The sequence below is a fragment of the Octadecabacter dasysiphoniae genome, from assembly GCF_021532615.1.
Taxonomy (GTDB): Bacteria; Pseudomonadota; Alphaproteobacteria; order Rhodobacterales; family Rhodobacteraceae; genus Octadecabacter; species Octadecabacter dasysiphoniae.
Genome location: NZ_JAKGAQ010000001.1, coordinates 1,209,116 through 1,232,929, shown reverse-complemented (window position 1 = coordinate 1,232,929; position 23,814 = coordinate 1,209,116). Strand labels below are relative to the sequence as shown.

Below are 23,814 nucleotides of genomic sequence, written 5' to 3'. Positions count from 1 at the left end.
GAGTTCAAAAAAGCGAAAAATGGCCGAAAAGTGTTAACCACGCTGGCTCAAACCCGCCCAGCACAGCCCTTGGTTGCAATTGACCCTACGTAATCCAAACAGTCCGTTTCCAGCTGCGAAACAATAGGGGGGGCTAACCCCCTAAAATCGTGGGTTTTGTGGCCATTTATTGGAAATGGGCAGGATTAGCCGCCGTTTGCGAACAGTTAACGCTCGGGGAGAATTTCGCCCGATTTCCCCTCATAAACCTCGCAAACAGACGGCCGCCACGGCCAGTGGTGTTTACGAAATCAAGGAAATGCTGAAAAATCAGGCGCTTTGTTTACGTTTATGTAAACTTTTGCGATTCGGGAATGGGGCGATCTTACTGTCGATCTGCGCGTGCTTGACCACTTAAAGTGGTACCGGTGGCCGGACTCGAACCGGCACGATGTCACCATCGGGGGATTTTGAATCCCCTGCGTCTACCATTCCGCCACACCGGCACGCAGCGGTGACTTAGCCGGACCGCTGCGGCGCGTCAACGCACATAAATCACCTTTTACAGGTTGTCGGTCGAGAACGTGTCACAAGATGCGATTTGCGCGCTCTCATACCCGGTCTGAAACCACGCCTGTCGCTGCGCAGATGTCCCATGTTGGAACGTGTGGGGCTGCACCGTGCGGCCCGCATTGCGTTGCAGCGTATCATCACCAATCTGCGCCGCCGCGTTCATGGCCTCACCGATGTCGCCGCGTTCTAAACTGTTGAACCGTTCTTCGGCGTAGCGCGCCCACACACCCGAAAAACAATCCGCCTGCAATTCGATGCGCACGGAAATGGCATTGCTTTCGGTCTGGCTTACTTGGGCACGAATCCGGTTGGCCTGCCCCAGAATGCCCAGTTCATTCTGAACGTGGTGCGCGACCTCATGGGCGACAACATAAGCGGCGGCGAAATCACCCCCCGCGCCCAACTGGCGATCCAGCGTCACGAAAAAATCTGTATCAAGATAGGCTTTGTTGTCGCCGGGGCAGTAAAACGGCCCCGATGCACCGGACGCGCCACCGCAGGGCGATTGGGTCGTTCCTTTGAACAACACCAGCGTCGGCGGGGTGTAGTTCTGACCGACCTGATCGCGAAACACCTCGGCCCAGACCTCTTCTGTGTCCGCCAAGGTGACAGACACAAACTGCGCCGCGCGCTCGTCTGCTTCGGTGATTTCTGTGCTGGCCTGCGTCTGCCCGCCACCGCCCAGATCAACAAACCCAGACGTATCAAACCCGAAATACAATCCCGCCAACAGGATCAACAGCCCCGCAATCCCGCCGATTCCTCCTGCTGTTTTGCCACCGCCACTGCGCCTGCGGTCTTCAATATTCTTGCTGCCGCGTCTGCCTTGCCATTTCATGTCATCAATCCTTCGCCCGTGTTGCGGTTGACCCTACAGGCTTCCCATGGCCTAACCAACAAAACAAACGAGCAGATCCAAATGACCAAACGCTTCCATGATGTGTCCCTCGCCACTTGCACGCCTTGCGTTGCACTGCACCGGGATGTTCACCCATGACCGCGTCGCCCGATGATGTCTTGGCGATCTCTCAGCAACTGGATCACTTGGCCAAAGACGCGCCGTCCGACACCGTGACGCTGGATTGGGTGCTGCACCAGATGAACGAACGCGCGTTCGGGCTGTTCCTGCTGGTCTTGGCGCTGCCCTGCTGCATCCCGTTTCTGTATGGCATTCCGCAAGTCGTGGCGCTGCCGCTCATGTTTATTTCGGCGCAAATCCTGCTCGGGCGCACCTCGCCGTGGCTTCCAACGAAACTGGGCGCGCGCACGATATCAAAAGACGGGCTTCAAAATCTGGCCGACCGCGCCGGCCCGTGGTTGCGCAAAATCGAAGGCATCAGCAAACCACGATTAACCGCCCTGTCCCGCCCCCCGATGGATCGCATCGTCGGCCTCGGCCTCGTTTTGTTCAGCGCGTCCATTCTGGTGCCACTGCCGGGTACAAATTCAGTTCCCGGCCTCGCTGTTGTCATCATCTCAATGGGTCTGTTGCAGCGCGATGGCCTGCTGATCCTTTTCGGGCTGGTGTTGGGCACCGTCTGGATCACCACCCTGATCGTCGCAGGCGCCACATTGGCCAGCCTGTTGAAGGGGTGGATCGGCCTGTAACACTCCCTATATATACGGGGCCGTACATACCGCGACTTTTTCACACCAAATACCTTGCAGGACACACCCCCTAAAATGACGCGCACGCAATTGATATTCCTCGCAGCCTTCGGCAGCTTTGCCCTGCTGGCTGGCGCATTCGTATTTCAGGTCATCGGCTATGCACCCTGCAAGATGTGTTTGTGGCAACGCTGGCCGCACGTCGTGGCGATTACCGTCGGCGTGTTGGCCGTGCTGATGGCGCGCCACCAAAGGGCGTTCGCTGTTTTGGGCGCAATCGCGGCAAGCATCACCGCAGGGATCGGCGTCTATCACACCGGCGTAGAACGCGGCATCTGGGAAGGCCCGACAAGCTGCACAGGCGGCGGTGCTCTCAATATGGCCGATCCCCTCAGCATGGATATCGCCCCCATCGTGATGTGCGATGATGTCGTCTGGAGCCTTATGGGCCTGTCCATGGCATCCTATAACGCCCTGATCTCATTGGTTCTGGTCGCACTCTGGGTCATGGCCGCCCGCAAGGCGTAACATCGCAGGTATCAGCGCCCCGCGCGCCGCGTGCTCAGCAACAAACTGGTTTCTGACCGCGTCACGCCATCCATACGGCGAATACGAAACAGCACAGCATCCAGCGCGTCCAGCGTCGCTGTGCCGATTTCAACGATCAAATCCCATGTGCCATTGGTCGAATGCACCGCCTGCACCTCAACCATACCGACCAGCGCACGCATCACCTTTTCGGTCCCGCGCCCCTCAATCCCAAGCATCATCAACCCGCGCACCGGATGCGCCGCCACATCCGCGCGTGTCAGAACAGTGAACCCCGCAATCTCGCCCTGCGCGCGCAACCGATCCATCCGCGCCTTCACCGTGGCGCGCGTTACCCCCAAATCCGCGCTCAACTCCGATACCGTGGCGCGCCCGTCACGCTGCAATGCCTTGATCAGAGAACCATCCATTTCGTCTAACATAACTGCTCACTTTGTATAATTTGCGCTCACTTTGCACAATGCGCTGTCTTCCCTGCCCGCGCAAGCCCCGCCAAAATCACTCCAAATATCAGGAGCATCCAAATGACCCCACACGACATCATCCTCATCGGCGCACCCGTCGACAGCGGCAAAGACCGCAAAGGCTGCATCATGGGGCCGGACGCGTACCGGACCGCGGGTCTGGGCGACACCCTCAATGATCTTGGCCACCGCGTCACAGATCTTGGCAATCTGGTGGCCGAGGACACGGATATCCAGGATCACGACCACCTCATCGCCCTGCCCCAAACCGTCGGCTGGACACAAACGCTGAACGCCGCCGCCAAAGACGCCGCAGCCCAAGGCCTGCCGATCTTTTTGGGCGGCGATCACTCCCTCGCGCTTGGCACCGTGACAGGCATCGCCGATCACGCAGCCAGCATCAACAAACCGCTCTTTGTTCTCTGGCTGGATGCGCACAGCGATTTTCACACGCCCCTCACCACCGACAGCGGCAATCTGCACGGCACCCCTGTTGCATATTTTACAGGCCACGACGGGTTTGATGCCTTTCCGCCGGTTCAAAACCCCGTGCCAACGGATCAGATGTGCATGATCGGCCTGCGCTCGGTTGATCCGGCAGAACACGCCGCTCTCGCGAACACGGACATGCATATCGCGGATATGCGCGCCATCGACGAAGGCGGCATTCGCGCGCCCTTGGCCGAGTTCCTCGATCGGGTCAGCGCCGCAGACGGCCTACTTCATGTCTCCCTCGACGTGGATTTCCTCGACCCCGATATCGCCCCCGCCGTGGGCACCACTGTTCCGGGCGGCGCCACCCTGCGCGAAGCCCACCTTGTAATGGAAATGCTCCATGACAGCGGGCGCGTCACCTCCCTCGATCTGGTCGAACTCAACCCGTTTATGGATGAGCGCGGCAAAACCGCCTCTCTCATGGTTGATCTCACCGCCTCCCTCATGGGCCGCCGCGTCTTTGACCGCCCCACTCGCTCTTTTGCTTAAGGACATCAACATGTTGACCCCCTCCAAAAAGGCCCTCGTGCCCTTCGTTTCCGTCGAAAATATGATGAAACTGGTCCACGCCAACGGGCTAGACAACATGCTGATCCGCATCGCCGACGCCATTGAGCAAGATTTCCTGCGCTGGGATGCGTTCGACAAAACCCCGCGCGTGGCGTCCCATTCCGACGTCGGCGTGATCGAACTCATGCCCACCTCCGACGGCGAACTTTACGGCTTCAAATACGTCAACGGTCACCCGAAAAACACCGCCGAAGGCCTGCAAACCGTCACCGCCTTTGGCCTGCTGGCCGATGTAAATTCCGGCTATCCGGTGTTGCTGTCCGAAATGACGTTGCTGACCGCCCTGCGCACCGCCGCCATGTCCGCACTGGCCGCCAAACACCTCGCCCCCAAAGGCGCGACAACCATGGCCATGATCGGCAACGGTGCACAGTCAGAATTCCAGTGCCGCGCCTTTGCCGCCATCTGCGGCATCACCCACGTGCGCCTGTTTGACACCGATCCAGCGGCAACGACCAAATGCGCCGCCAACCTTGCAGGCACAAACCTACACGTCACCACCTGCACAACCGCCGAAGACGCAGTCACAGGCGCGCAGATCATCACCACCTGCACAGCCGACAAACAAAACGCGACCGTGCTGACCGACAACTTGGTCGGCGCTGGCGTGCACATCAACGCCATCGGCGGCGATTGCCCGGGCAAAACAGAATTGCACGCAGACATCCTGCACCGCGCCTCGATCTTCGTCGAATACCCGCCCCAAACACGGGTCGAGGGCGAAATTCAGGCCCTCGCCGATGATCACCCCGTCATCGAACTGCACAACGTCTTCGCCGGCAAAACCACAGGCCGCGCCTCGGACAAACAAATCACCCTGTTTGACAGCGTCGGCTTCGCGATTGAGGATTTCTCCGCCCTGCGCACAATCCTCACCGCGATCAAAGGCACGGATTTCTTCATCAACCTGGACATGCTCGCTGATCCCGACGATCCCCGCGATCTGTATGGCATGCTCAACCGCGCCAAATAGCGCCGCACCCTTCACCTGGCCCAAAAACTCCGGGGGCGCGGGGGCTGGCCCCCGCTTTGATCGGATTGGCGCAGCCAATTCGACCCTCAGGCGTTGCACCACCCCTAGTCTGTGATATAGTTTTTACCAACAATATATAGAACTCCCGAGTCACCTCGGAGCGACAGGCGGATTACATGAGCGACACACCAGATACTCCTGAAAACACTGACGAAATGCCGCCCGAACGTCCTGCATACGACGGCCCGCAAATCTCCATCACCGCCGAGATGAAAACATCCTACCTCGACTATGCGATGTCGGTGATTGTGTCGCGCGCGATTCCAGACCTACGCGATGGCCTGAAACCGGTCCACCGCCGCATTCTTTATGCCATGCACGAGGCCGGAAACACCCACGACAAATCATACCGCAAATCCGCCCGCGCGGTCGGTGATGTCATGGGTAAATACCACCCCCACGGCGACAGCGCGATCTATGACGCCTTGGCGCGTATGGCGCAGGATTTCTCCATGTCGCTGCCGCTGCTGGATGGTCAAGGCAACTTTGGCTCCATGGACGGGGACCGCCCCGCCGCGATGCGCTACACCGAAGTACGCATGGACAAACCCGCCGCCTATATGCTGGCCGACATCGACAAAGAAACCGTCGATTTCCAAGACAACTACGATGGCAAGGACCGTGAACCAACGGTTCTGCCCGCCCGCTTCCCCAACATGCTGGTCAACGGCGCGGGCGGCATCGCGGTCGGCATGGCCACCAACATTCCGCCCCACAATCTGGGCGAAGTCATCGATGCCTGCCTTGCGCTCATCGAAGATCCCGATCTGACGTCAGAAGACCTGATCGAATATATCCCGGGCCCCGATTTCCCGACAGGCGGCATGATGCTGGGCCGCTCCGGCGCGCGCAAAGCCTACCTTGAAGGGCGTGGCAGCGTCATCGTGCGCTCCAAAACCCACACCGAAGAAATCCGCAAAGACCGCTTTGCCATCATCATCAGCGAAATTCCCTATCAGGTGAACAAATCTGCGATGATTGACCGCATCGCAGAAGCCGCGCGCGACAAAAAGATCGAAGGCATCAGCCACGTTCAGGATGAATCCGATCGCAACGGCGTGCGCGTGGTGATCGAACTCAAACGCGACGCCACCGCCGAAGTCGTGCTGAACCAGCTGTTCCGCTTCACACCCATGCAGACCTATTTTGGCTGCAACATGCTGGCGCTGAACGGTGGCCGCCCCGAAACGCTGACCCTGCGCCGGTTCCTGACGTCGTTCCTCGATTTCCGCGAAGACGTTGTGATCCGCCGAACCGCGTTTGAGTTGCGCAAAGCCCGTGATCGCGCCCACGTGTTGTGTGGTTTGGCCGTGGCTGTGTCCAACGTCGACGAAGTCGTCGCCACCATCCGCGCCTCCGCGGATGCGCCCGCTGCGCGCGCCGCGTTGATGCAGCGCGCTTGGCCCGCCGAAGAAATCCTGCCGTTCATCAAACTCATCGATGATCCGACCCACCCTGCGAACGCGGACGGCACCTACAACCTGTCCGAAATTCAGGCCCGCGCCATTCTTGAACTGCGCCTGCAACGCCTGACCCAGATCGGCGTCAAAGAAGTCACGGACGAACTCGAAGAACTCGCAGGCAAGATCAAGGAATACCTGATCATCCTCGGATCGCGCGAACGGATCATGGAAATCATCACCAATGAGCTGGACGAATGTAAGACGTTGTTCGCCGTGCCCCGCCGCACCGAAATCGTCGACTGGTCCGGTGACATGGAAGACGAAGACCTGATCGAACGCGAAGACATGGTCGTGACGGTCACAGAATCCGGCTACATCAAACGCACGGCCCTCGCTGATTTCCGCGCCCAAAAACGCGGCGGCAAAGGTGTGTCCGGCAGTGGTTTGAAAGAAGACGACGTCGTCACCACGCTGTTCGTCGCCAACACCCACACGCAATTGTTGTTCTTCACGACAGACGGCATGGTCTACAAGCTCAAGACATGGCGCCTGCCCCAAGGGTCGCGCACGTCCAAAGGCAAGGCCATCGTCAACATCCTGCCGATCCCGACAGGTGTGTCGATTGCCGCCATCATGCCCGTGGACCGCGATGAAAAAGACTGGGACGATCTGCAAATCGTCTTTGCGACAAGCGCGGGCACCGTGCGCCGCAACCGTCTGTCCGATTTCACCAACGTCATGCGCAACGGCAAGATCGCCATGAAGTTTGAGGGCGAAAACGAAGGCGTGTCCCTGATCAATGCCCGCATTTGCAGCGATGATGACGATGTCATGCTGGTCACGAACTCCGGCCGCGCGATCCGTTTCCCCTGTACCGATGTGCGCGTGTTCAATTCACGCGCGTCCCTCGGTGTGCGCGGCATCAAATTGCAGGGCGACGACAAAATCGTGTCGATGTCCGTGATCCGCCACTTCAAGGCCGAAGCAGACGAACGCGCCGCCTACCTCAAGATGCGCCGCGCCATGGCGGGCCTTGCCGATGACGCCGAGATCGAAGACGAAGACGTCCCCGCAGGCTCCATCACACAAGACCGCTACGCCGAAATGTCCGCGGTTGAAAACCTGATCCTGACGATCACCGCAGGCGGGTCCGGCAAACTGTCATCCAGCCACGACTACCCCGTGCGCGGGCGTGGCGGCATGGGTGTGACTGCAATGGATAAGGCCATGCGCGGCGGCGAAATCGTTGCGTCCTTCCCGGTTGAACTGGACGATCAGATCATGCTGGCCACCTCCAAAGGCCAATCGATCCGCGTCCCCGTCGAAGGCATCTCCTTCCGCTCACGCTCTGCGGGGGGCGTCAAAGTCTTCAACACGGGCAAAAACGAAGTCGTGGTGTCCGTAGCCTATATCGCAGATCAGGCAGAAGACGACGAAGAAACAACCGACGCGCCCGAGGAGTAATCCTCTGGCGCGTTAACCAACTTCACGTTAACCCTTTGTTATTATTTATATTTAATTAACCATAGGGCTTCGATATCAAATCTCCAAACGGCGCACCCCGCGCCCGCACCGGAGATTTGATCATGCTGAAACGTGCCCTGCCCATCGCCCTTTGCCTTATGCTGCCCCTCTGCGCGCAGGCCCAAAGCAGCCTCGGCATCCAAAGCTTCAGCGGCGAACTGTCCTATGGCACCACCGACCGCGGCCAAACGATCGCGTCAGCTGACGCACAGATCGGCGTGAACATCACAGAGGTCCACGGCCTTCAGCTCGATATCGGGCTTGCGGATACGGGCACCATCGTCGCGGGCACCTTGGGCGCGCACCTTTATATGCAACCCGTCGCCAGCCAGAAATACGGCCTATTCGCCAGCCTGACCGACGCGGATGAATTTTCCGTCCAATACGTCAACGCGGGCATCGAAGGCCGCATCGCTGTCAGCCCCGCCACCACGGTTGAGGCACGTTTCGGCATCGGCGGCACCACCGGCATGGGCGGCACCGCCACCGATCAATGGGATTACGTTTTTGCCGGTGCGGGTGTTCTTCATAATCTGACCGACACGATGACCCTGACCGCCCGCGTCGATATTGCCGAATTTGACGAAGGCCCGTTTTCGGCCATCGGGTTGGACAGCCAGCTGCGCCTGTCCCACAGTCCACGGGGGTCCAATTTCGAACTCTGGGGCGAACTGCGCAACGCATCGCTTTACGGTCAAAACGCCGCCCCCGCGATCACCTCTGTCGGCTTGGGCGTGACGCTTAACCTCGGCAATGCGGGCGAAAGCCTGATCGACCGCCCGTTCCAAAACGCCGACCCTCTCGATCAATTGATCAGTCGCGGGATCGTGCGCCTTTATTGATCAAATCCAGCGGCAATCGAACCATCGCGGTTTTGTTCAACGAAAACAGTGCGGCCATATAAACGCCCATACCAGAACCATACCGAACCCATACCAAAACCATACGCGACATTTCGGCCCTTTTCTTGGCGCCATGAACCGCCTATTTGGGCGGCATGGACAACACATTACACATCATCGGCGGCGGAATGGCCGGATCAGAAGCCGCCTGGCAGGCCGCAAACCAAGGCATCAAAGTGGTCATCCACGAGATGCGCCCAAAGGTCGAAACCTTTGCCCACCGCACGGGCAATCTGGCCGAAATGGTGTGTTCCAATTCGTTCCGATCTGACGACGATGAACAGAACGCCGTAGGCCTTTTGCATTGGGAAATGCGCACCGCTGGCGGGATCATCATGACCACCGCAGACAAGCATAAATTGCCCGCAGGTGGTGCGCTCGCCGTGGATCGTGATCCCTTCGCCGAAAGCGTCACAGCCACATTAACATCGCACCCTAACATATCGGTTTCATACGAAGAAATCGACGCGCTGCCAGATGACGGCCAATGGATTATCGCCACTGGGCCTTTGACATCCGGCAAATTGGCAGACGCAATCGCAGCCGAAACAGGCAAAGAAGCACTGGCCTTTTTCGACGCCATCGCCCCGATCCTGTATCACGACAGCATCGACATGGACAAAGCATGGATGCAGTCGCGCTATGACAAGGGCGAGACCGAGGAAGAACGCACGGCCTACCTCAACTGCCCGATGACAAAAGACGAATACGAAGGCTTTATCGACGCCCTGCTGGCCGCCGACAAAACCGAATTTAAAGAAGGCGAAACAGCGGGTTACTTCGATGGGTGCCTCCCGATCGAAGTGATGGCAGAACGCGGCCGCGAAACTTTGCGCTTTGGTCCGATGAAACCCGTCGGCCTCACCAATGAACACGACCCGCAGGTCAAACCCTACGCCGTGGTGCAGCTGCGCCGCGACAACGCTTTGGGCACGCTTTACAACATCGTCGGCTTTCAAACCAAGATGAAGTACGGCGCGCAAGCTGATGTTTTAAAACGCATTCCCGGATTGGAAAACGCGCGCTTCGCCCGCCTTGGCGGCATCCACCGCAATACGTTCCTGAACTCTCCCACGCTGCTGGACGATCAGATGCGGCTGAAATCCAAACCCAACATCCGGTTCGCGGGCCAGATCACCGGCGTCGAAGGATACGTTGAATCGGCCGCGATGGGGCTGTTGGCGGGGCGTTTGGCCGCCGCTGAAATGCGTAACGAAATATTAGGGCCTGTGCCCCATACTACGGCAACAGGTGCGTTGATCACGCACATCACCGGGGGCGCGGACGCAAAGACATTCCAGCCCATGAACGTCAATTTCGGCCTGTTCCCCCTTGTTGAGGGCCTCAAATCAGGCCGACGCGGGCGCAAGGACCGCTATAAGGCCTACACAGACCGCGCAAAAGTCGACTGGAACGCCTGGTTGGGCCAATCCGCGCTGGACGTGGCCTAAATCTGACCGCTAGGCTGATCGCATGGCTGACCAAACAAAGTCCTCCGAACTCTGGACGCCGCGCAGCGTTGAAGACACCAAACGGATCTACGCCGATTGGGCCGACACCTATGAAGACGACGTGACGGGAATGGCCTATGCCACCCCGGACAGGATCGCGCTGGCGCTCGTGGATCAAAACGTCGACCTGACACAGCCGGTTTTGGATTTTGGCTGCGGCACAGGATTATCCGGCGCCGCCCTGCGACGGCACGGATTTTCGAAAGTCGATGGCACCGATATTTCAGTTGAAATGATGGGCCATGCGCAGGCCAAAACACTGGATGGACAGCCGCTTTATCGCCAGCTTTGGCTGGGCGATGCGAAAATATTTTCAGTAAAAACAGGTGATTACGGCATTATTGTTGCCACGGGTGTTATCTCCCTCGGCGCTGCGGGGCCGGATATGCTTGGCGAATTGTTGGGCGCGCTTAGCACGGGTGGCCTGCTTGCGTTCAGCTACAACGATCCAACGCTGGCTGACCGATCCTACACAGATGCACTCGACAACGTGCTTTCGGACGGCACCGCGACGCTGGTGCACCGCGCCCATGGCCCGCACCTGAACTCAAAGGTCACCGGGTCAGACGTTATCATCCTGCGCCGCTCATGATCATACGTTTCGCGCCGTCCCCCACGGGCCCGCTGCACCTTGGCCATGCCTATTCTGCGCTGCTGGCACACGACATGGCGCGGGCACAGGGTGGCAAATTTCTGCTTCGGATTGATGATCTGGATCAGTCCCGCGCGCGCCCCGAATGGGAAGATTTGATTCTTGAAGACTTGCACTGGCTCGGCATTCGCTGGGACGGACCAGTGCGCCGCCAGTCAGATCATTTCGAAAGCTATCAAGCCGCGCTAACCGGTCTGGCCAAATTGGGGGCGGTTTATCCTTGTCGGTGTTCGCGCGCTGACATCGCTGCCGCTGCGAACGCCCCCCAAGAAGGCGTGCCTGATTTCGGCCCGGACGGGCGCATTTATCTCGGCACATGCCGTGCCCGAACGTTTGAGGACCGCACGCCAAACGATGCGTTGCGCTACGATCTGTCCAAAACAGTCGGGCCACCCTCCCGCATGCCGGCCTTTACCGAAACAGGGCCGACTCATGCCGGTATCCACGACGTCACGGCAAAGCACTTGCTGACCCGCGTCGGTGACCCTGTTCTGGCGCGCCCCGCCATGGCGGCGAGCTATCATTTCGCCGTGATTTTGGACGATGCAGAAACCCGCGTGACAGACGTCATCCGCGGCGAAGACCTGTTCGAGGCCACCTATCTGCAACGCTTCTTGCAATGGGAACTGGGGCTGCCCGCGCCGACCTATCACCACCATCGACTGATCCGCGATGAAAACGGCAAGCGGCTTGCCAAGCGTGACGATGCCCGGGCAATTTTAAAGTACCGCGCTGACGGCGAAAGCCCTGCGGATATCAGATCACGCGTCGGGCTGTAGCGGCGCCATAAGTTCGACCTCGGTCCCGTCAATCACTGACGTGTAAAAACACACCCTGCGGTTCGTGTGGCAGGCGGCGCCCGTTTGGCGCACTATGGCCAGCAAACAATCACGATCACAATCGATCCGCAGATCGACCAGTTCTTGCGTGTGACCGGATGTTTCGCCTTTGATCCAAAATGCCTGACGGGACCGCGACCAATAGGTCACGCGCTTTGTCGTGAGGGTTTTGGCGACCGCATCCACGTTCATCCACGCCATCATCAACACTTCGCCTGTGCCTTCTTGTTGCGCAATACACGGGATCAACCCGTTGGAATCATAGGTCAAAGTCGCTGGATCGAAAGACATGTGCGGTTTTCCTTTGGCAAGTGGGCGATGCGCGCCTATCTATGAGGACAGACGCACAAAGGCAAACCCCAAGGGCATCCCATGACGGCTGATATCGATCTGATCAAACTCTATTCGACCCGTATTCTGGGGCTTGCGGCGGATATTCCGCACCGCGTTCGGCTGGATGCACCGGACGCCACGGCCAAACGGCGATCGCCGCTGTGCGGATCAACGGTGACTGTAGATTTGACGCTTGAGGACGGTGTGATCACGGCCTTCGGACAAGACGTAAAAGCCTGCGCATTAGGTCAGGCCGCGGCGTCCGTTGTTGGCCACAACGTTCTGGGTCGCACCGAGGAGGAGGTTCAGCTGGGGCGCGACCAGCTCCGTGACATGTTGAAATCGGATGGGCCCAGCCCTGACGCCCCGTTTGATGGCCTCGAAGTTCTTGGCCCTGCGGCAGAGTACAAAAACCGCCACGCGTCGATCCTACTGGCGTTTGATGCCACGCTGGATGCCTTTGCCCAAGCCCGCAAAGCCCAATCTGCCTAAGCCTCAAAAGAAAAAACCGCCGCTTTCCGGGACAGTGGAAAGCGGCGGCAGATAAGCGTTTTGTGTGGGACCGGTAAAGTCGGGAAAGGCAGGATCCCTATTTGGTCATGACAGGCAGTGTCGGACGTTCAGATCATTAGTTGGGACAGGTGATCTGAGGGCACCGGCACAAAACGCAAGGCAGTTAGGACAGACAGTTAGAACAGGTTTGGCAAGCTAAGTGCCGCGAAAAGCATCACAACGAGGGCCGCCATACCAAGGGCATCGGCAATGATCGTGTCGGACGAGCGGACGATAACGCTTTTGATTTCCTTGGCCATTTTGGTGCTCCTCGATGATGTTCTCTTTGTTGCCCCTTTGTTCTCATTTACCAATTCTTAATGCAAGAACTTTTTGAGAACAAAAGTGAACAAAATGTTCCAAATCGACTTAACCGACTGAAATCAAACGAATAGCTTTATCCTGCTCCATCAACCACAAAAGCGTTCTCGCGGCCTTTCCGCGGTCCGTTTCAAGGGCCGGATCATCCAAAAGCAGCTTTCGAGCGTCGGTTTGCGCCGTTTCCATCAGCGCGGCCTGACGTTCCAGATCAGCAATCCGGAACCGTGGAAGGCCTGACTGCGCTGTGCCGATCACGTCACCTGCCCCGCGCATCGCGAGGTCTTCTTCGGAAATGCGGAACCCGTCCTCGGTCTCGCGCATGATCTCAAGCCGCCGTTGCCCGGTTTCGGACAAGGGCGCTTGATACATCAACAGACAGGTGGATTTCGCCGATCCGCGCCCAACGCGCCCGCGCAATTGGTGCAGCTGCGCCAGCCCGAAACTTTCAGCCCGTTCGATCACCATGATGGAGGCATTGGGCACGTTCACGCCAACCTCGATCACCGTGGTGGCGACCAGCACCTTGGTGTCACCCGCCACAAAACGGCGCATCCCCTCGTCCTTGTCTTTGGGCGGCATCTGACCATGAACCAGCCCAACCACGCCTTCCCCAAGGGCAGCGCGGAGGCGTTTGAACCGTTCCTCGGCAGCGGTCATATCACTGACTTCGGATTCCTCGACCAGCGGACAAACCCAGTAACACTGCCGCCCTTCGGCCACGGCGGCGCGCAATCGGTCGATCACCTGATCCATCTTGGATGTCGCAACCAAGGCGGTCGTTACGGGCGTGCGGCCGGGTGGTTTTTCATCCAAAACACTGACGTCCATATCGCCGTATTGCGCCAGCGCGAGCGACCGCGGGATCGGCGTGGCCGTCATGACCAACACATCCACCGCCTCCCCCTTGGCGCCCAGTTCCATTCGTTGTGCCACGCCAAAGCGGTGTTGTTCATCAATGATCGCCAGCCGCAGATCGCTAAATTCAACGTCCTTTTGAAAGACTGCATGGGTGCCGACCAGTATCTGGATATCCCCCGCCGCAAGTGCGGCCAGTTTCCCCTGACGTTCGCGCCCTTTGTCCCGTCCTGTCAAAAGTTCAAGAACAACGCCCGCCTGCTCTGCCAAGGGGCGCAAGCCTTCAAGATGCTGCCGCGCGAGGATTTCGGTGGGGGCCATCATCACGCCCTGCCCGCCAGATTCGACCGCGTTCAACAGCGCCATCAAGGCAACCAATGTCTTGCCCGAACCGACATCCCCCTGAAGCAGTCGGTTCATTCTATGGGGCGACGCCATATCTTTGGCGATCTCGGCCACGGCGCGGGTTTGCGCGCCTGTCGGCGAAAACTCCAACGCGGCCAATACCTTGCGTTGTTTCGCCCCGTCACCCGACGTCGCCCGCCCTTTGCCACGGCGCGATTGCGCCCGTGCCAGCGCGAGCGTCAATTGATGGGCCAACACCTCATCATACGCGAGCCGTTGTCGCGCCAATGCCGTTGGCGCAAGATCGGCAGAACTGCCGGGGCGATGCGCTTGGAGCAACGCCTCATGCCACGTCGGCCATTTTTCACGCTCGCGCAACGCCGGATCGATCCATTCGGGCAGATCGGGAAGGTCTGACAATGCGTCTGCCGTCGCCTTGAACATCGCCTTTTGCGTCATCGTGCCCGTCAACGGATAGACAGGTTCAAACGGGGGAATGTCCGCCGCGTCGTCCGGTGTTAGAATGTGATCGGGGTGCACCATCTGCGCGATACTGTCGAACAATTCGACCTTGCCAGACACCACGCGGCGCTGGCCCGTTGGCAGCTGTTTGCGCAGATAATCCCCATGGCTGCGAAAAAACACGAGCTGGAATGTCGTTTCTGCGTCCTCGACCATCACGCGGTAGGGGCGCCCCCGCTGGGCGGGCGCATTGTGTTGGCCGACCGTAACCTCAACCGTGCACACCGCAGGCGGTTGGATTTGCGCAATTGAATCCCGCCGCCTGCGATCCACACCGGAATGGGGCAATGTGAACAGCAGATCACGCGGTTTTTCGATGTGCGCCGCAGCGAGTGCGAGGGCGGATTTAGGGCCGATCCCGTCCAGTTTTCCCAATGCCCCGAAAAGCGGCCATAATATTTCCGGCCGCCCCGTCATTGCGCACCGATCAAGGCCAACCATTCGTCTTCATCAAGCGTTTTCACACCCAAATCCGTGGCTTTCTTGGCTTTCGATCCGGCGCCGGGCCCGGCAATCAGGATATCTGTCTTGGCGCTGACCGATCCGCTTACTTTCGCACCAAGGCTTTCGGCGCGCGCTTTCGCCTCGGCCCGTGTCATTTTTTCCAGCGTGCCTGTGAAGACAACGGTTTTGCCCGCTACAGGGCTGTCGGATTTCGGTTTGACCGCCTCTTGGGGGCGCAATTGCGCGACCAGCCGATCAATCGACGCACGCTCAGCCGTTTGTTGGAATGTCGTGATCACGGACGCGGCCATGACGCCGCCGACCCCGTCAATCCCCACCAGATCGTCCCATGCTGCACCTTCGCCAATTTGGGCTTGGGTCATCGCGTCTTCGAACGCCGCCCACGTCCCGTAATGGAGCGCAAGAAGATTTGAACCCGCTTCGCCCAAATGCCGAATACCCAGTGCAAATATCAATCGCGCAAGTGGAATTTCACGTTTTTCTTCAATCGCTTGCCAGAGGTTTTTAACGCTTGTCGCCCCCCAACCATCCCGATTGGACAACTTACCAAGGGCCGCCGCATCCCGAGACTGAAGGGTGAAAATATCCGCAGGTTCTTTGACGGGCAATTGATCGTCTACATAAAACGCCTCAACCTGTTTTGCGCCCAAACCTTCGATATCAAATGCTGCGCGGGATACAAAATGCTTCAACTTTTCAACGGCTTGCGCGGGGCAGATTAAACCACCCGTACAGCGGCGCACCGCGTCACCATCATCACGCAGAGCATCTGATTGGCATTTTGGGCAGATCTTCGGAAACACATAGGGCACCGCATCAGCGGGCCTTTTGCTCATATCAACGTCGGCGATTTTCGGAATGACATCACCGGCGCGGTAAACTTGCACCAAATCGCCCACGCGCACGTCCTTACCGCCGCGGATTTCTTCACCCTTGTTGCCTTTTCCAGCGATATAATCTTCGTTGTGGAGCGTCGCATTTGACACGACTACGCCGCCGACAGTCACAGGGGTCAGACGCGCCACCGGGCTCAGCGCGCCCGTTCGGCCAACTTGGATGTCGATCGCCTCAAGCGTTGTCCACGCCAATTCAGCCGGGAATTTATGGGCGATCGCCCAGCGTGGCGTGGTTGAGCGAAACCCGAGCCGTGCCTGAAGCGCGAGATCGTCAACCTTATATACGACACCATCAATATCGTAGCCAAGATGGGCGCGCTGCGCTTCAATCTCGCGATAATGGGCGATCATGTCTTCGGGGCCAGCGCAGGTTTTGGTCAATGGGTTTGTTTGGAATCCCAGTTCAGTGAGCCGAGCAATCGCCCCGGATTGGCGTGCAGCCAAAGGCGCCGACAGATCGCCCCAAGCATAAGCGAAAAACTTCAGGGGGCGGGACTGTGTAATTGTTGGATCCAACTGGCGAAGCGAACCTGCTGCCGCGTTACGCGGGTTGGCAAACGTTTTACCGCCCGTTTCGGATTGGCGCGCATTCAACGCATCGAAATCGGCGTGGGACATATAGACCTCGCCCCGCACCTCAAGGACATCAGGTGCGCCGATCAGTTTTTGCGGAATATCACCAATCGTGAGCGCGTTCGCCGTTACGTTTTCGCCAACGGCCCCATCCCCGCGCGTCGCAGCCTGGGTGAGAACGCCGTTTTCATACCGCACGGACAGCGATAAACCATCGATCTTTGGTTCCGCCGTATATTCAACTGCCCCCGCGTCCAGACCCAGAAATTTACGAACAGATTTATCGAATTCAGCAACGTCCTCATCTTCAAAGGCATTGCCAAGCGATAGCATCCGAACGGCATGGGTGATTTTGCCGAAACCGTCCGACGGTGCTGCGCCAACCTGATCGGATGGGCTGTCTTCGCGTTTAAGCTTGGGGAACCGTGCCTCGATTGCGGCGTTACGTCTTTTGAGGCTGTCATACTGCGCATCCGTCAGGTTCGGTGCATCTTTTTGATGATAGTCAGCATTCGCATGTGCCAAAACAGATGCCAGCCGCGCGAGTTCCTGCGCGGCTTGATCTGCGGTCAGTGTTTCAACCGAAATGTCTGCGGTCACGCGCTACCCCCGTCTGAGCCATCCAACACAACACGTCATCATTGCGTTCCGGCTTAGTGATAGGTCCGCGCTTTGGGCAGGTCCAGCCCCAGTGGGGTCATTCGGCGTTCCGTGAGCGATTCGCCTCGTGTTCTGAACTCTGCCTTCTGTTAAAACTTAGGCCCCAACAGCGAGCTTTTCGGGGTCGTGCTGTGACATCGGCTCTGGGTCGCGCAGGACATAGCCGCGGCCCCAGACTGTTTCGATGTGGTTGTCGCCGCCCGTCGCCTCGGACAGTTTCTTGCGAAGTTTACAGATAAACACATCGATGATCTTCAATTCAGGTTCGTCCATGCCGCCATAAAGATGGTTCAGGAACATTTCCTTTGTCAGCGTCGTGCCTTTGCGCAGGCTCAACAATTCGAGCATTTGATATTCCTTGCCCGTCAGATGGACAGGGCTGCCTTCGACTTCGACTGTCTTGGCGTCAAGGTTTACCGCAATGGCACCTGTTTTGATGATGGATTGCGCGTGCCCTTTTGAGCGACGGATAATGGCGTGAATACGTGCGACAAGCTCTTCGCGGTGGAACGGCTTGGTCATGTAATCATCAGCGCCAAACCCGAATCCTTTGAGTTTGCTTTCTGTGCCGTCTTCGCCCGACAGGATCAGAATTGGCGTTTCAATCCGGCTTAACCGCAATTGACGCAGCACTTCGTGACCGTTCATATCGGGCAAATTGATATCGAGAAGGATCAGATCGTAATCGTAAAGCTTTGCCAGATCGATCCCTTCCTCCCCCAAATCGGTCGTATACACGTTCAGGTTCGCATGGCTCAGCATCAGTTCGATGCTTTTGGCCGTGGATGGGTCGTCTTCTACCAGCAATACACGCATTCAACTTCTCCGCTCAAATCGATGTCTGACACGACCCTAGAGTAACAATGGTTAACAACACTTTACCGTGCGGTGAAAACTTTACAACTCTCCCTAAAGTTGTCGATATTTTTGCAAAGATGTTGCTTTTAACGCAACTTCACCGTGATCACGCACCGCTGTTTCCCATTCGCCCAGTTCATCGTCGGACAGCCCGTAGGTTTCTTTCGCCTCATCGCGGGTCAACAGACCATAGGCCACAGCCCTTACAACCGTTGCTTTGCGCGACGCGACCCAGCGGCGGGTTTCCGGCGCAGGCAGGTCGGCGCGCGTCATTGTTGTCCCGTCTGGGAGCTTTACGGACCTTGGCCCATCTATCTTTCGTAAATACATTTCTCACACCCCTTAGTGAATCAGATGGGGGTAGTCATGGCGTCAACCAACTAACACAGTGTAAAGCCGCCCCTTGAGAGTGATTACACTTTTCCTATATTGCACCAGATATCCTTAACGACTGCCCCCTCATAGGACATGTTATGCCCCTCGACCCTGCTTTGAATTCTCTCGGCTTTGCAAAGCCGCCCTCGGAAACCCGCGTTGTGGTTGCGATGTCGGGCGGTGTGGACAGTTCTGTTGTGGCGGCGATGCTGGCGGAACAGGGCTATGACGTGGTTGGGGTGACATTACAGCTTTATGATCACGGCGCGGCCTTGGCCAAAAAGGGTGCGTGTTGTGCCGGGCGTGACATCCATGATGCGCGCCGCGTCGCGGAAGAAATGAATTTCGCTCACTATGTCTTGGACTATGAAAATACGTTCAAAGAAGCGGTGATGGATGAATTTGCGGACAGTTACCTTGCCGGGGCAACGCCTGTGCCCTGCATCCGCTGCAATGAACGTGTGAAATTCAAAGACCTGCTTGAGACTGCAAAAGATCTTGATGCCGACTGTATGGCGACGGGCCATTATATCCAGCGCATGATGGGAAATGGCGGACCACAGCTACATTCAGCGGCAGATGCGTCTAAGGATCAAAGCTATTTCCTGTTCTCGACCACGCCTGAACAGCTGGATTATCTGCGCTTCCCGCTGGGCCATCATGCGTCGAAGGATGAAACACGTGCCCTTGCGCGCAAGTACGGGCTGGCGCTGGCGGACAAACCCGACAGCCAGGACATTTGTTTTGTGCCCAACGGCAATTACGCCGCCGTTATCGAAAAATTACGCCCGGGTGCTGCGGAACCTGGCGATATTGTTGATGTGGACGGCAACGTTCTGGCGCAGCACAACGGCGTGATCCATTACACCATCGGGCAGCGGCGCGGGCTTGGCATCGGTGGGCTTGCCGATCCGCTCTATGTGGTCAAACTGGACGTCGACAAACAGCACGTCATCGTTGGGCCCAAAGACATGCTCACGACGCGCACGGTTCCGATCCGTGAAATCAATTGGCTGGGTGACGACGCATTTGACGCGGTGGGCGAACGCCACATGGGCGTTAAAATCCGATCCACCAAGCCACCGGTTGAGGCGATTGTGCGCCCGTTGTCTGCAACCACCGCCGAGGTGGAACTGCTGACACCCGAAGAAGGCGTCGCCCCCGGTCAGGCCTGTGTGTTTTATGACAACGACAGCAGCCGCATCTTTGGCGGTGGCTGGATTTGGCGTGGCTACTGAAACACCCCTAACGGTTGATTTTGTTGGCGGTGCCGTGGGGCATCGGCTTAAATTTGGTGGCGGTCGTGGGCAGGATTTGGCCCGTGCGATGGGGCTGAAGAACGGCAAGACGCCATTGATCGTAGATGCAACGGCGGGCTTGGGCCGCGATGCGTTTTTGCTGGCATCGCTCGGGGCTGACGTCACGCTGATTGAACGATCCGCACAAATGTATGCGCTTTTGACGGACGGCATGGCACGCGCAGCAGCTGAAGGCGGAGAATACGCCGACATCATTTCCCGCATGACGCTGCTGCATGGCGATGCCAAGGACCTGATCCCGCCGCTGTCAGGCGATGCCATCCTGATCGACCCGATGCATCCACCGCGCAAAACCAAGGCCCTTGTGAAACGCGAACTGCGCCAGGTGCGCGAGATTGTGGGCACGGATGACGACGCCGCCGATCTGCTGCGGGTGGCACTGGAGCACGCCAAACAGCGCGTCGTCCTCAAATGGCCTGCTAAGGCCGACCCAATGGACGGCGTGCGCACGTGCTCGCACCAGATCATCGGCAAATCAACGCGCTATGATGTGTTTATGATCCCCTAAAGGCTCTTACAGTTGGATGTGAATATGATCGTCATGGCGCGCCGCGCGGCATCCTTGAAAGCGAACCTTGGGATGGGCAATTCCAAGGCTGGCTTGCAAATGGGGTTCGATAAAAATTTTGCCAATGCGATCATCGCGGCCAAGCCAGTTTAGCGCCGCGACCATAAGGGGTTCATCAACACGCAGGTCTCGCCAAAGCCCCTGCAGCCAACCCAAATTCCATCTTAACGTTGGCCATTGTTGCGGGCATTGCGTTGGCCCGTCTTCAAACGCGAAATAGCCAATGGGCGAACGGGTGGCACGTGGACTATATCCATCTCCATTACGGTAATAGAACGCCAGATCCACTTTGCGCCCGTCATGATGCGACAGATGCGGCAGCAACGGAAACCCTGTTACAAAGGGAAAATTGGCATCCAGAACCTGCGTCACCGTTCCGGGGAATGTTTCATCCATATGCTGTGACATATCCACAAGAACATCACGCAGCTCGGGCGTCACATACTGACGGTTCAAGACGCAATACATCGGGGATTGCACGGTCAAGGCTTGGTCTGACAAACATGACAGCGGCACCCGCCCCATAACGGGTGCGACGTACATCGCCCCCGTCGAAAGGCCCGCGTAAAAAAGTACAAACGCAAGACTCCGCCGGCGAAACAGCAATGCCAGACCCCACGCGATGCCACCTAATTGGGTCAACATCGTCAGGATGACAATCAGCGCACCGTGGCCTGCCAGTCGTCTCATGATGGTCACGCTAAGCGCGGCGGCGTCCGCCTGTGCGCCCTGCCCGACCGCGGCCTTCTTGGCCGGCTTTGGGGGCTTCGCGGTTCATGGTGATCCAAGCCGCACCACCATCGTCGTTATTGGTCAGGAAGTTGGCAGCGCGGATGGCTTCCATTTCCTTACCCGCGCGGGGTTTCGTGGACCCCATGCCAAACAGCGTCACGAAGGTTTCGTCATCAATGCCTTCGGGCAGGATGATACCCGCCGCTTCGATCTGGGCCTTTTTCTCAGCGATTTTGAGAGGGCCAACGGGCAGCGCCACAGGGTTCATGATCGCGGAGGTCATGCCAGCGGCCATCGCCATGGGCAGAAATGCATTGTTGATGCCGTGCCGGTTGGGCAAACCAAACGAAATGTTGGACGCGCCGCAGGTCGTGTTCACGCCGAGTTCTTCGCGCAAACGGCGCACCAATGTGAACACCTGCAAACCCGCCGTGCCCATCGCACCGATTGGCATGACCAGCGGATCGACCACGATATCATGGGCCGGAATGCCGAAATCAGCGGCCCGTTCCACGATCTTTTTGGCAACGGCAAAGCGCACATCAGGGTCCTCAGAGATACCCGTGTCATCGTTGGAAATCGCGACAACAGGCACATTGTATTTCTTGACCAGCGGCAGGACCAATTCCATGCGGTCTTCTTCGCCTGTCACAGAGTTGAGCAACGGGCGCCCCTCAGCGGCGGCAAGACCATTTTCCAGCGCGCCGGGGACGGATGAATCGATGCACAGCGGCGTGTCGACAATCGCTTGAACCCGCTTCACGAGTTCTTCCATTAAGGCAGGTTCAACAAAGTTGTTGTCCGCATAGCGCGGATCTTCGGCCATCTTATTGGAAAACACAGCACCCGAGTTGATGTCCAGAACCGTGGCACCCGCCATTGTTTGCGCAATCGCGTCTGCCTCAACCCGTGAAAAATCGCCTGCCTCTAGTTCCTCGTTCAGGATTTTGCGGCCTGTGGGGTTGATACGTTCACCAATCACGCAGAACGGCTGGTCAAAGCCGATGATGGCGGTCTTGGTTTTGGATTCAATTACGGTGCGGGTCATATCAGACGCCTTCAGCTGGATTTGCAGGAACGGTCGAAGAACCGCCATGTTGGATGGCCCAATTGGCGTTGGTTTTGATACCGCCAAGGGGGAAGAAATGGACACGTTCGATGTTGCTGTCGGGGTTCGCGGCTTTGTGGGCGGCAAGCTCTGTCAGCACGTGTGTCGGCTCAAACGGGAGCAACAGTTTGGTCACATCCTTGGCGCGCTTTTGCAGCACCTTGAGCGACGGACCAACACCGCAGGCAATCGCGAATTTGATCATCGTTTGCAACTTTGCGGGGCCCGCGATCCCGATGTGGATCGGGATCGTGATGCCAGCGGCTTTTAGGCTGTCCGCCCATTCGATGATCGGGCCGGATTCAAACGCGAATTGCGTGGCCAGCGCCATGTCGGCATCTGTGGTTTCAGAAAATTTCTGCTTCCAGCGCAACGCGTCATCCACATTGGCAGTACCACCTTTGGGGTCGATGTCTTTGTTGCCCTCTGGGTGGCCCGCAACGTGCAGACGTTTGAACCCTGCGCGATCAAATGCGCCGTTTTCCAAAAGCTGCATCGAGCTTTCAAAATCGCCATGCGGATTCGTCACACCACCCGCAAGCAACAACGCCTGATCAACGCCTGCTTCGCCCTGATACATCGCGATCCAGTTTTCCAGCGTTGCAGCGTCGTTGATGATGCGCGCCGGAAAATGCGGCATGACAGGGTAGCCATCAGCGGCCAGACGTTTTGCCGTGGCAACCATATCTTCAATCGGCGTACCTTCGATGTGGGCGATGTAAACGCGCGTGCCTTTGGGCAGCAACGCGGTGAAATCTTCGACCTTTTCGGCGGTGCGCGGCATGATCTCGATGGAATAGCCATCCAGAAACGCCTCAAGCTCGGGGTTCACGCCGCTCGGCTCTTCTACCTTTTTGCGAAAATTCAAAAGTGCCATCAGCTTGTCTCCCAACGCGCTCAAGCGCGGCCATCATTGTTGATAAGAACCATTAGGCGGTCTTTGTCGTATTCGGCTTCCAAACGCGCAGCTTCGGCTGCTGCGACATCTGCATCGGCGCCATCAACGGAATAGGCGGCGGCTTTGCGCCAATCCGCCAGATAATCATCCGTGCCCGCAGCGCCCGATTTCATCGCAGCGCGGTCAATCGCCTGTTCAAACCGTTCGGTCAGTTGAATTTTAGTGCCCCGACGGCCCTTACCGACGATGACCTGCGCGGGGATGTCCCGCCAATATACGATCGTGACGTCTGCCATGCGAATCTTGCGCCTCCCTAGCGTTGCACAACACCT

24 protein-coding genes and 1 tRNA gene are annotated in these 23,814 nt (G+C 57.9%); 12 read left to right on the top strand and 13 right to left on the bottom strand.

The genetic code is table 11. From position 1 onward, the window contains the following. Positions 1–399 precede the first annotated feature (399 nt). Together L0664_RS06000 and ypfJ are read right to left on the bottom strand one after the other, a co-directional pair. A tRNA-Leu gene (locus tag L0664_RS06000) sits at positions 400–485 on the bottom strand. A gap of 56 nt (positions 486–541) precedes the next feature. Further along, a complete protein-coding gene (ypfJ, locus tag L0664_RS05995) occupies positions 542–1,390 on the bottom strand; it encodes a KPN_02809 family neutral zinc metallopeptidase (RefSeq protein WP_235224708.1) in 849 nt (282 codons plus the stop codon). Positions 1,391–1,545: 155 nt separating this feature from the next. Here ypfJ and L0664_RS05990 point away from each other — a divergent pair, with 155 nt between their 5' ends. Further along, entirely contained in the window at positions 1,546–2,160 is a 615-nt protein-coding gene (locus L0664_RS05990; protein WP_235224707.1) for an exopolysaccharide biosynthesis protein, read from the top strand. A gap of 75 nt (positions 2,161–2,235) precedes the next feature. Next, complete coding sequence (locus L0664_RS05985; RefSeq protein ID WP_235224706.1) at positions 2,236–2,688, top strand: disulfide bond formation protein B; 453 nt, start codon at positions 2,236–2,238, stop codon at positions 2,686–2,688. Positions 2,689–2,699: 11 nt separating this feature from the next. Here L0664_RS05985 and L0664_RS05980 read toward each other — a convergent pair whose 3' ends face one another. After that, complete coding sequence (locus L0664_RS05980) at positions 2,700–3,119, bottom strand: Lrp/AsnC family transcriptional regulator (protein WP_235224705.1); 420 nt, start codon at positions 3,117–3,119, stop codon at positions 2,700–2,702. 114 nt (positions 3,120–3,233) lie between these two features. On the opposite strand from L0664_RS05980, the gene rocF reads away from it, so the two are divergent. The 7 genes from rocF (at position 3,234) to gluQRS (ending at position 12,042) form a co-directional block, all read left to right on the top strand. Beyond that, entirely contained in the window at positions 3,234–4,157 is a 924-nt protein-coding gene (gene rocF, locus L0664_RS05975; RefSeq protein ID WP_235224704.1) for an arginase, read from the top strand. Between the two features lie 10 nt (positions 4,158–4,167). After that, complete coding sequence (locus L0664_RS05970; protein ID WP_235224703.1) at positions 4,168–5,211, top strand: ornithine cyclodeaminase; 1,044 nt, start codon at positions 4,168–4,170, stop codon at positions 5,209–5,211. A 176-nt stretch (positions 5,212–5,387) separates the two neighbouring features. Continuing rightward, a complete protein-coding gene (gene gyrA, locus L0664_RS05965) occupies positions 5,388–8,138 on the top strand; it encodes a DNA gyrase subunit A (protein WP_235224702.1) in 2,751 nt (916 codons plus the stop codon). Between the two features lie 122 nt (positions 8,139–8,260). Then, positions 8,261–9,040: a hypothetical protein gene (locus tag L0664_RS05960; RefSeq protein WP_235224701.1), complete on the top strand. Its 780-nt coding sequence runs from the start codon at positions 8,261–8,263 to the stop codon at positions 9,038–9,040. Between the two features lie 155 nt (positions 9,041–9,195). Then, positions 9,196–10,551, top strand: coding sequence for a methylenetetrahydrofolate--tRNA-(uracil(54)-C(5))-methyltransferase (FADH(2)-oxidizing) TrmFO (trmFO, locus tag L0664_RS05955; RefSeq protein WP_235224700.1), 1,356 nt, complete (start codon positions 9,196–9,198; stop codon positions 10,549–10,551). A gap of 22 nt (positions 10,552–10,573) precedes the next feature. Next, positions 10,574–11,203 (top strand): class I SAM-dependent DNA methyltransferase, encoded by a 630-nt coding sequence (locus tag L0664_RS05950; RefSeq protein WP_235224699.1) that lies wholly within the window; start codon positions 10,574–10,576, stop codon positions 11,201–11,203. Further along, positions 11,200–12,042 (top strand): tRNA glutamyl-Q(34) synthetase GluQRS, encoded by an 843-nt coding sequence (gene gluQRS / locus L0664_RS05945; RefSeq protein ID WP_235224698.1) that lies wholly within the window; start codon positions 11,200–11,202, stop codon positions 12,040–12,042. Before L0664_RS05950 ends, gluQRS begins: the two co-directional genes overlap by 4 nt. Here the strand turns inward: gluQRS and hisI are convergent. Then, entirely contained in the window at positions 12,025–12,393 is a 369-nt protein-coding gene (gene hisI, locus L0664_RS05940) for a phosphoribosyl-AMP cyclohydrolase (protein WP_235224697.1), read from the bottom strand. The two genes, gluQRS and hisI, sit on opposite strands and share 18 nt — an antisense overlap. A gap of 81 nt (positions 12,394–12,474) precedes the next feature. Between hisI and L0664_RS05935 the strand changes: the two genes are divergently transcribed. Beyond that, positions 12,475–12,927 (top strand): iron-sulfur cluster assembly scaffold protein, encoded by a 453-nt coding sequence (locus L0664_RS05935; protein WP_235224696.1) that lies wholly within the window; start codon positions 12,475–12,477, stop codon positions 12,925–12,927. 197 nt (positions 12,928–13,124) lie between these two features. Here the strand turns inward: L0664_RS05935 and L0664_RS18545 are convergent, their stop codons facing one another. The 5 genes from L0664_RS18545 to sciP form a co-directional block, all read right to left on the bottom strand. Beyond that, the gene (locus L0664_RS18545) at positions 13,125–13,247 is read right to left on the bottom strand and encodes a hypothetical protein (protein ID WP_268821552.1); all 123 of its coding nucleotides are present in this window, start codon (positions 13,245–13,247) and stop codon (positions 13,125–13,127) included. Between the two features lie 109 nt (positions 13,248–13,356). Then, complete coding sequence (gene recG / locus L0664_RS05930; protein WP_235224905.1) at positions 13,357–15,447, bottom strand: ATP-dependent DNA helicase RecG; 2,091 nt, start codon at positions 15,445–15,447, stop codon at positions 13,357–13,359. Then, complete coding sequence (ligA, locus tag L0664_RS05925) at positions 15,444–17,564, bottom strand: NAD-dependent DNA ligase LigA (protein WP_235224695.1); 2,121 nt, start codon at positions 17,562–17,564, stop codon at positions 15,444–15,446. The genes recG and ligA overlap by 4 nt, the downstream gene beginning before the upstream one ends. 156 nt (positions 17,565–17,720) lie before the next feature. Further along, positions 17,721–18,440 carry a response regulator transcription factor CtrA gene (gene ctrA, locus L0664_RS05920; protein WP_235224694.1) on the bottom strand — a complete coding sequence of 240 codons (720 nt, stop codon included), beginning with the start codon at positions 18,438–18,440 and terminating at the stop codon, positions 17,721–17,723. A 93-nt stretch (positions 18,441–18,533) separates the two neighbouring features. Next, the gene (sciP, locus tag L0664_RS05915) at positions 18,534–18,812 is read right to left on the bottom strand and encodes a CtrA inhibitor SciP (RefSeq protein ID WP_235224693.1); all 279 of its coding nucleotides are present in this window, start codon (positions 18,810–18,812) and stop codon (positions 18,534–18,536) included. A gap of 143 nt (positions 18,813–18,955) precedes the next feature. Here sciP and mnmA point away from each other — a divergent pair, with 143 nt between their 5' ends. Both mnmA and L0664_RS05905 read left to right on the top strand, forming a co-directional pair. Beyond that, entirely contained in the window at positions 18,956–20,095 is a 1,140-nt protein-coding gene (gene mnmA / locus L0664_RS05910) for a tRNA 2-thiouridine(34) synthase MnmA (RefSeq protein WP_235224692.1), read from the top strand. Then, the gene (locus L0664_RS05905; protein ID WP_235224691.1) at positions 20,040–20,684 is read left to right on the top strand and encodes a class I SAM-dependent methyltransferase; all 645 of its coding nucleotides are present in this window, start codon (positions 20,040–20,042) and stop codon (positions 20,682–20,684) included. Before mnmA ends, L0664_RS05905 begins: the two co-directional genes overlap by 56 nt. A 6-nt stretch (positions 20,685–20,690) precedes the next feature. On the opposite strand, the gene L0664_RS05900 is transcribed toward L0664_RS05905, so the two are convergent. From L0664_RS05900 to L0664_RS05885, 4 genes are read right to left on the bottom strand one after another with little or no spacing between them, the layout of a single operon-like run. Then, positions 20,691–21,434, bottom strand: coding sequence for a hypothetical protein (locus tag L0664_RS05900; RefSeq protein ID WP_235224690.1), 744 nt, complete (start codon positions 21,432–21,434; stop codon positions 20,691–20,693). Positions 21,435–21,444: 10 nt separating this feature from the next. Beyond that, on the bottom strand, positions 21,445–22,524 hold the full coding sequence (locus L0664_RS05895) for a methyltetrahydrofolate cobalamin methyltransferase (RefSeq protein WP_235224689.1): 1,080 nt from the start codon (positions 22,522–22,524) through the stop codon (positions 21,445–21,447). A gap of 1 nt (position 22,525) precedes the next feature. Beyond that, positions 22,526–23,461, bottom strand: coding sequence for a methylenetetrahydrofolate reductase (locus L0664_RS05890; protein ID WP_235224688.1), 936 nt, complete (start codon positions 23,459–23,461; stop codon positions 22,526–22,528). Between the two features lie 20 nt (positions 23,462–23,481). After that, positions 23,482–23,778 carry a virulence factor gene (locus L0664_RS05885; protein WP_235224687.1) on the bottom strand — a complete coding sequence of 99 codons (297 nt, stop codon included), beginning with the start codon at positions 23,776–23,778 and terminating at the stop codon, positions 23,482–23,484. Positions 23,779–23,814 lie beyond the last annotated feature (36 nt).

What these genes read in the sequence shown, in the direction of transcription:
- gluQRS (WP_235224698.1), top strand. Translation starts at nt 11,200, where the DNA reads ATGATCATACGTTTCGCGCCGTCCCCCACGGGCCCGCTGCACCTTGGC.
- L0664_RS05890 (WP_235224688.1), bottom strand. Translation starts at nt 23,461, where the DNA reads ATGGCACTTTTGAATTTTCGCAAAAAGGTAGAAGAGCCGAGCGGCGTG.
- ctrA (WP_235224694.1), bottom strand. Translation starts at nt 18,440, where the DNA reads ATGCGTGTATTGCTGGTAGAAGACGACCCATCCACGGCCAAAAGCATC.
- ypfJ (WP_235224708.1), bottom strand. Translation starts at nt 1,390, where the DNA reads ATGAAATGGCAAGGCAGACGCGGCAGCAAGAATATTGAAGACCGCAGG.
- L0664_RS05970 (WP_235224703.1), top strand. Translation starts at nt 4,168, where the DNA reads ATGTTGACCCCCTCCAAAAAGGCCCTCGTGCCCTTCGTTTCCGTCGAA.
- hisI (WP_235224697.1), bottom strand. Translation starts at nt 12,393, where the DNA reads ATGTCTTTCGATCCAGCGACTTTGACCTATGATTCCAACGGGTTGATC.
- L0664_RS05960 (WP_235224701.1), top strand. Translation starts at nt 8,261, where the DNA reads ATGCTGAAACGTGCCCTGCCCATCGCCCTTTGCCTTATGCTGCCCCTC.
- L0664_RS05895 (WP_235224689.1), bottom strand. Translation starts at nt 22,524, where the DNA reads ATGACCCGCACCGTAATTGAATCCAAAACCAAGACCGCCATCATCGGC.
- L0664_RS05990 (WP_235224707.1), top strand. Translation starts at nt 1,546, where the DNA reads ATGACCGCGTCGCCCGATGATGTCTTGGCGATCTCTCAGCAACTGGAT.
- L0664_RS05980 (WP_235224705.1), bottom strand. Translation starts at nt 3,119, where the DNA reads ATGGATGGTTCTCTGATCAAGGCATTGCAGCGTGACGGGCGCGCCACG.
- L0664_RS05985 (WP_235224706.1), top strand. Translation starts at nt 2,236, where the DNA reads ATGACGCGCACGCAATTGATATTCCTCGCAGCCTTCGGCAGCTTTGCC.
- rocF (WP_235224704.1), top strand. Translation starts at nt 3,234, where the DNA reads ATGACCCCACACGACATCATCCTCATCGGCGCACCCGTCGACAGCGGC.
- mnmA (WP_235224692.1), top strand. Translation starts at nt 18,956, where the DNA reads ATGCCCCTCGACCCTGCTTTGAATTCTCTCGGCTTTGCAAAGCCGCCC.
- trmFO (WP_235224700.1), top strand. Translation starts at nt 9,196, where the DNA reads ATGGACAACACATTACACATCATCGGCGGCGGAATGGCCGGATCAGAA.
- sciP (WP_235224693.1), bottom strand. Translation starts at nt 18,812, where the DNA reads ATGTATTTACGAAAGATAGATGGGCCAAGGTCCGTAAAGCTCCCAGAC.
- L0664_RS05885 (WP_235224687.1), bottom strand. Translation starts at nt 23,778, where the DNA reads ATGGCAGACGTCACGATCGTATATTGGCGGGACATCCCCGCGCAGGTC.
- L0664_RS05900 (WP_235224690.1), bottom strand. Translation starts at nt 21,434, where the DNA reads ATGAGACGACTGGCAGGCCACGGTGCGCTGATTGTCATCCTGACGATG.
- L0664_RS05905 (WP_235224691.1), top strand. Translation starts at nt 20,040, where the DNA reads ATGACAACGACAGCAGCCGCATCTTTGGCGGTGGCTGGATTTGGCGTG.
- L0664_RS18545 (WP_268821552.1), bottom strand. Translation starts at nt 13,247, where the DNA reads ATGGCCAAGGAAATCAAAAGCGTTATCGTCCGCTCGTCCGACACGATC.
- recG (WP_235224905.1), bottom strand. Translation starts at nt 15,447, where the DNA reads ATGACGGGGCGGCCGGAAATATTATGGCCGCTTTTCGGGGCATTGGGA.
- L0664_RS05935 (WP_235224696.1), top strand. Translation starts at nt 12,475, where the DNA reads ATGACGGCTGATATCGATCTGATCAAACTCTATTCGACCCGTATTCTG.
- L0664_RS05950 (WP_235224699.1), top strand. Translation starts at nt 10,574, where the DNA reads ATGGCTGACCAAACAAAGTCCTCCGAACTCTGGACGCCGCGCAGCGTT.
- gyrA (WP_235224702.1), top strand. Translation starts at nt 5,388, where the DNA reads ATGAGCGACACACCAGATACTCCTGAAAACACTGACGAAATGCCGCCC.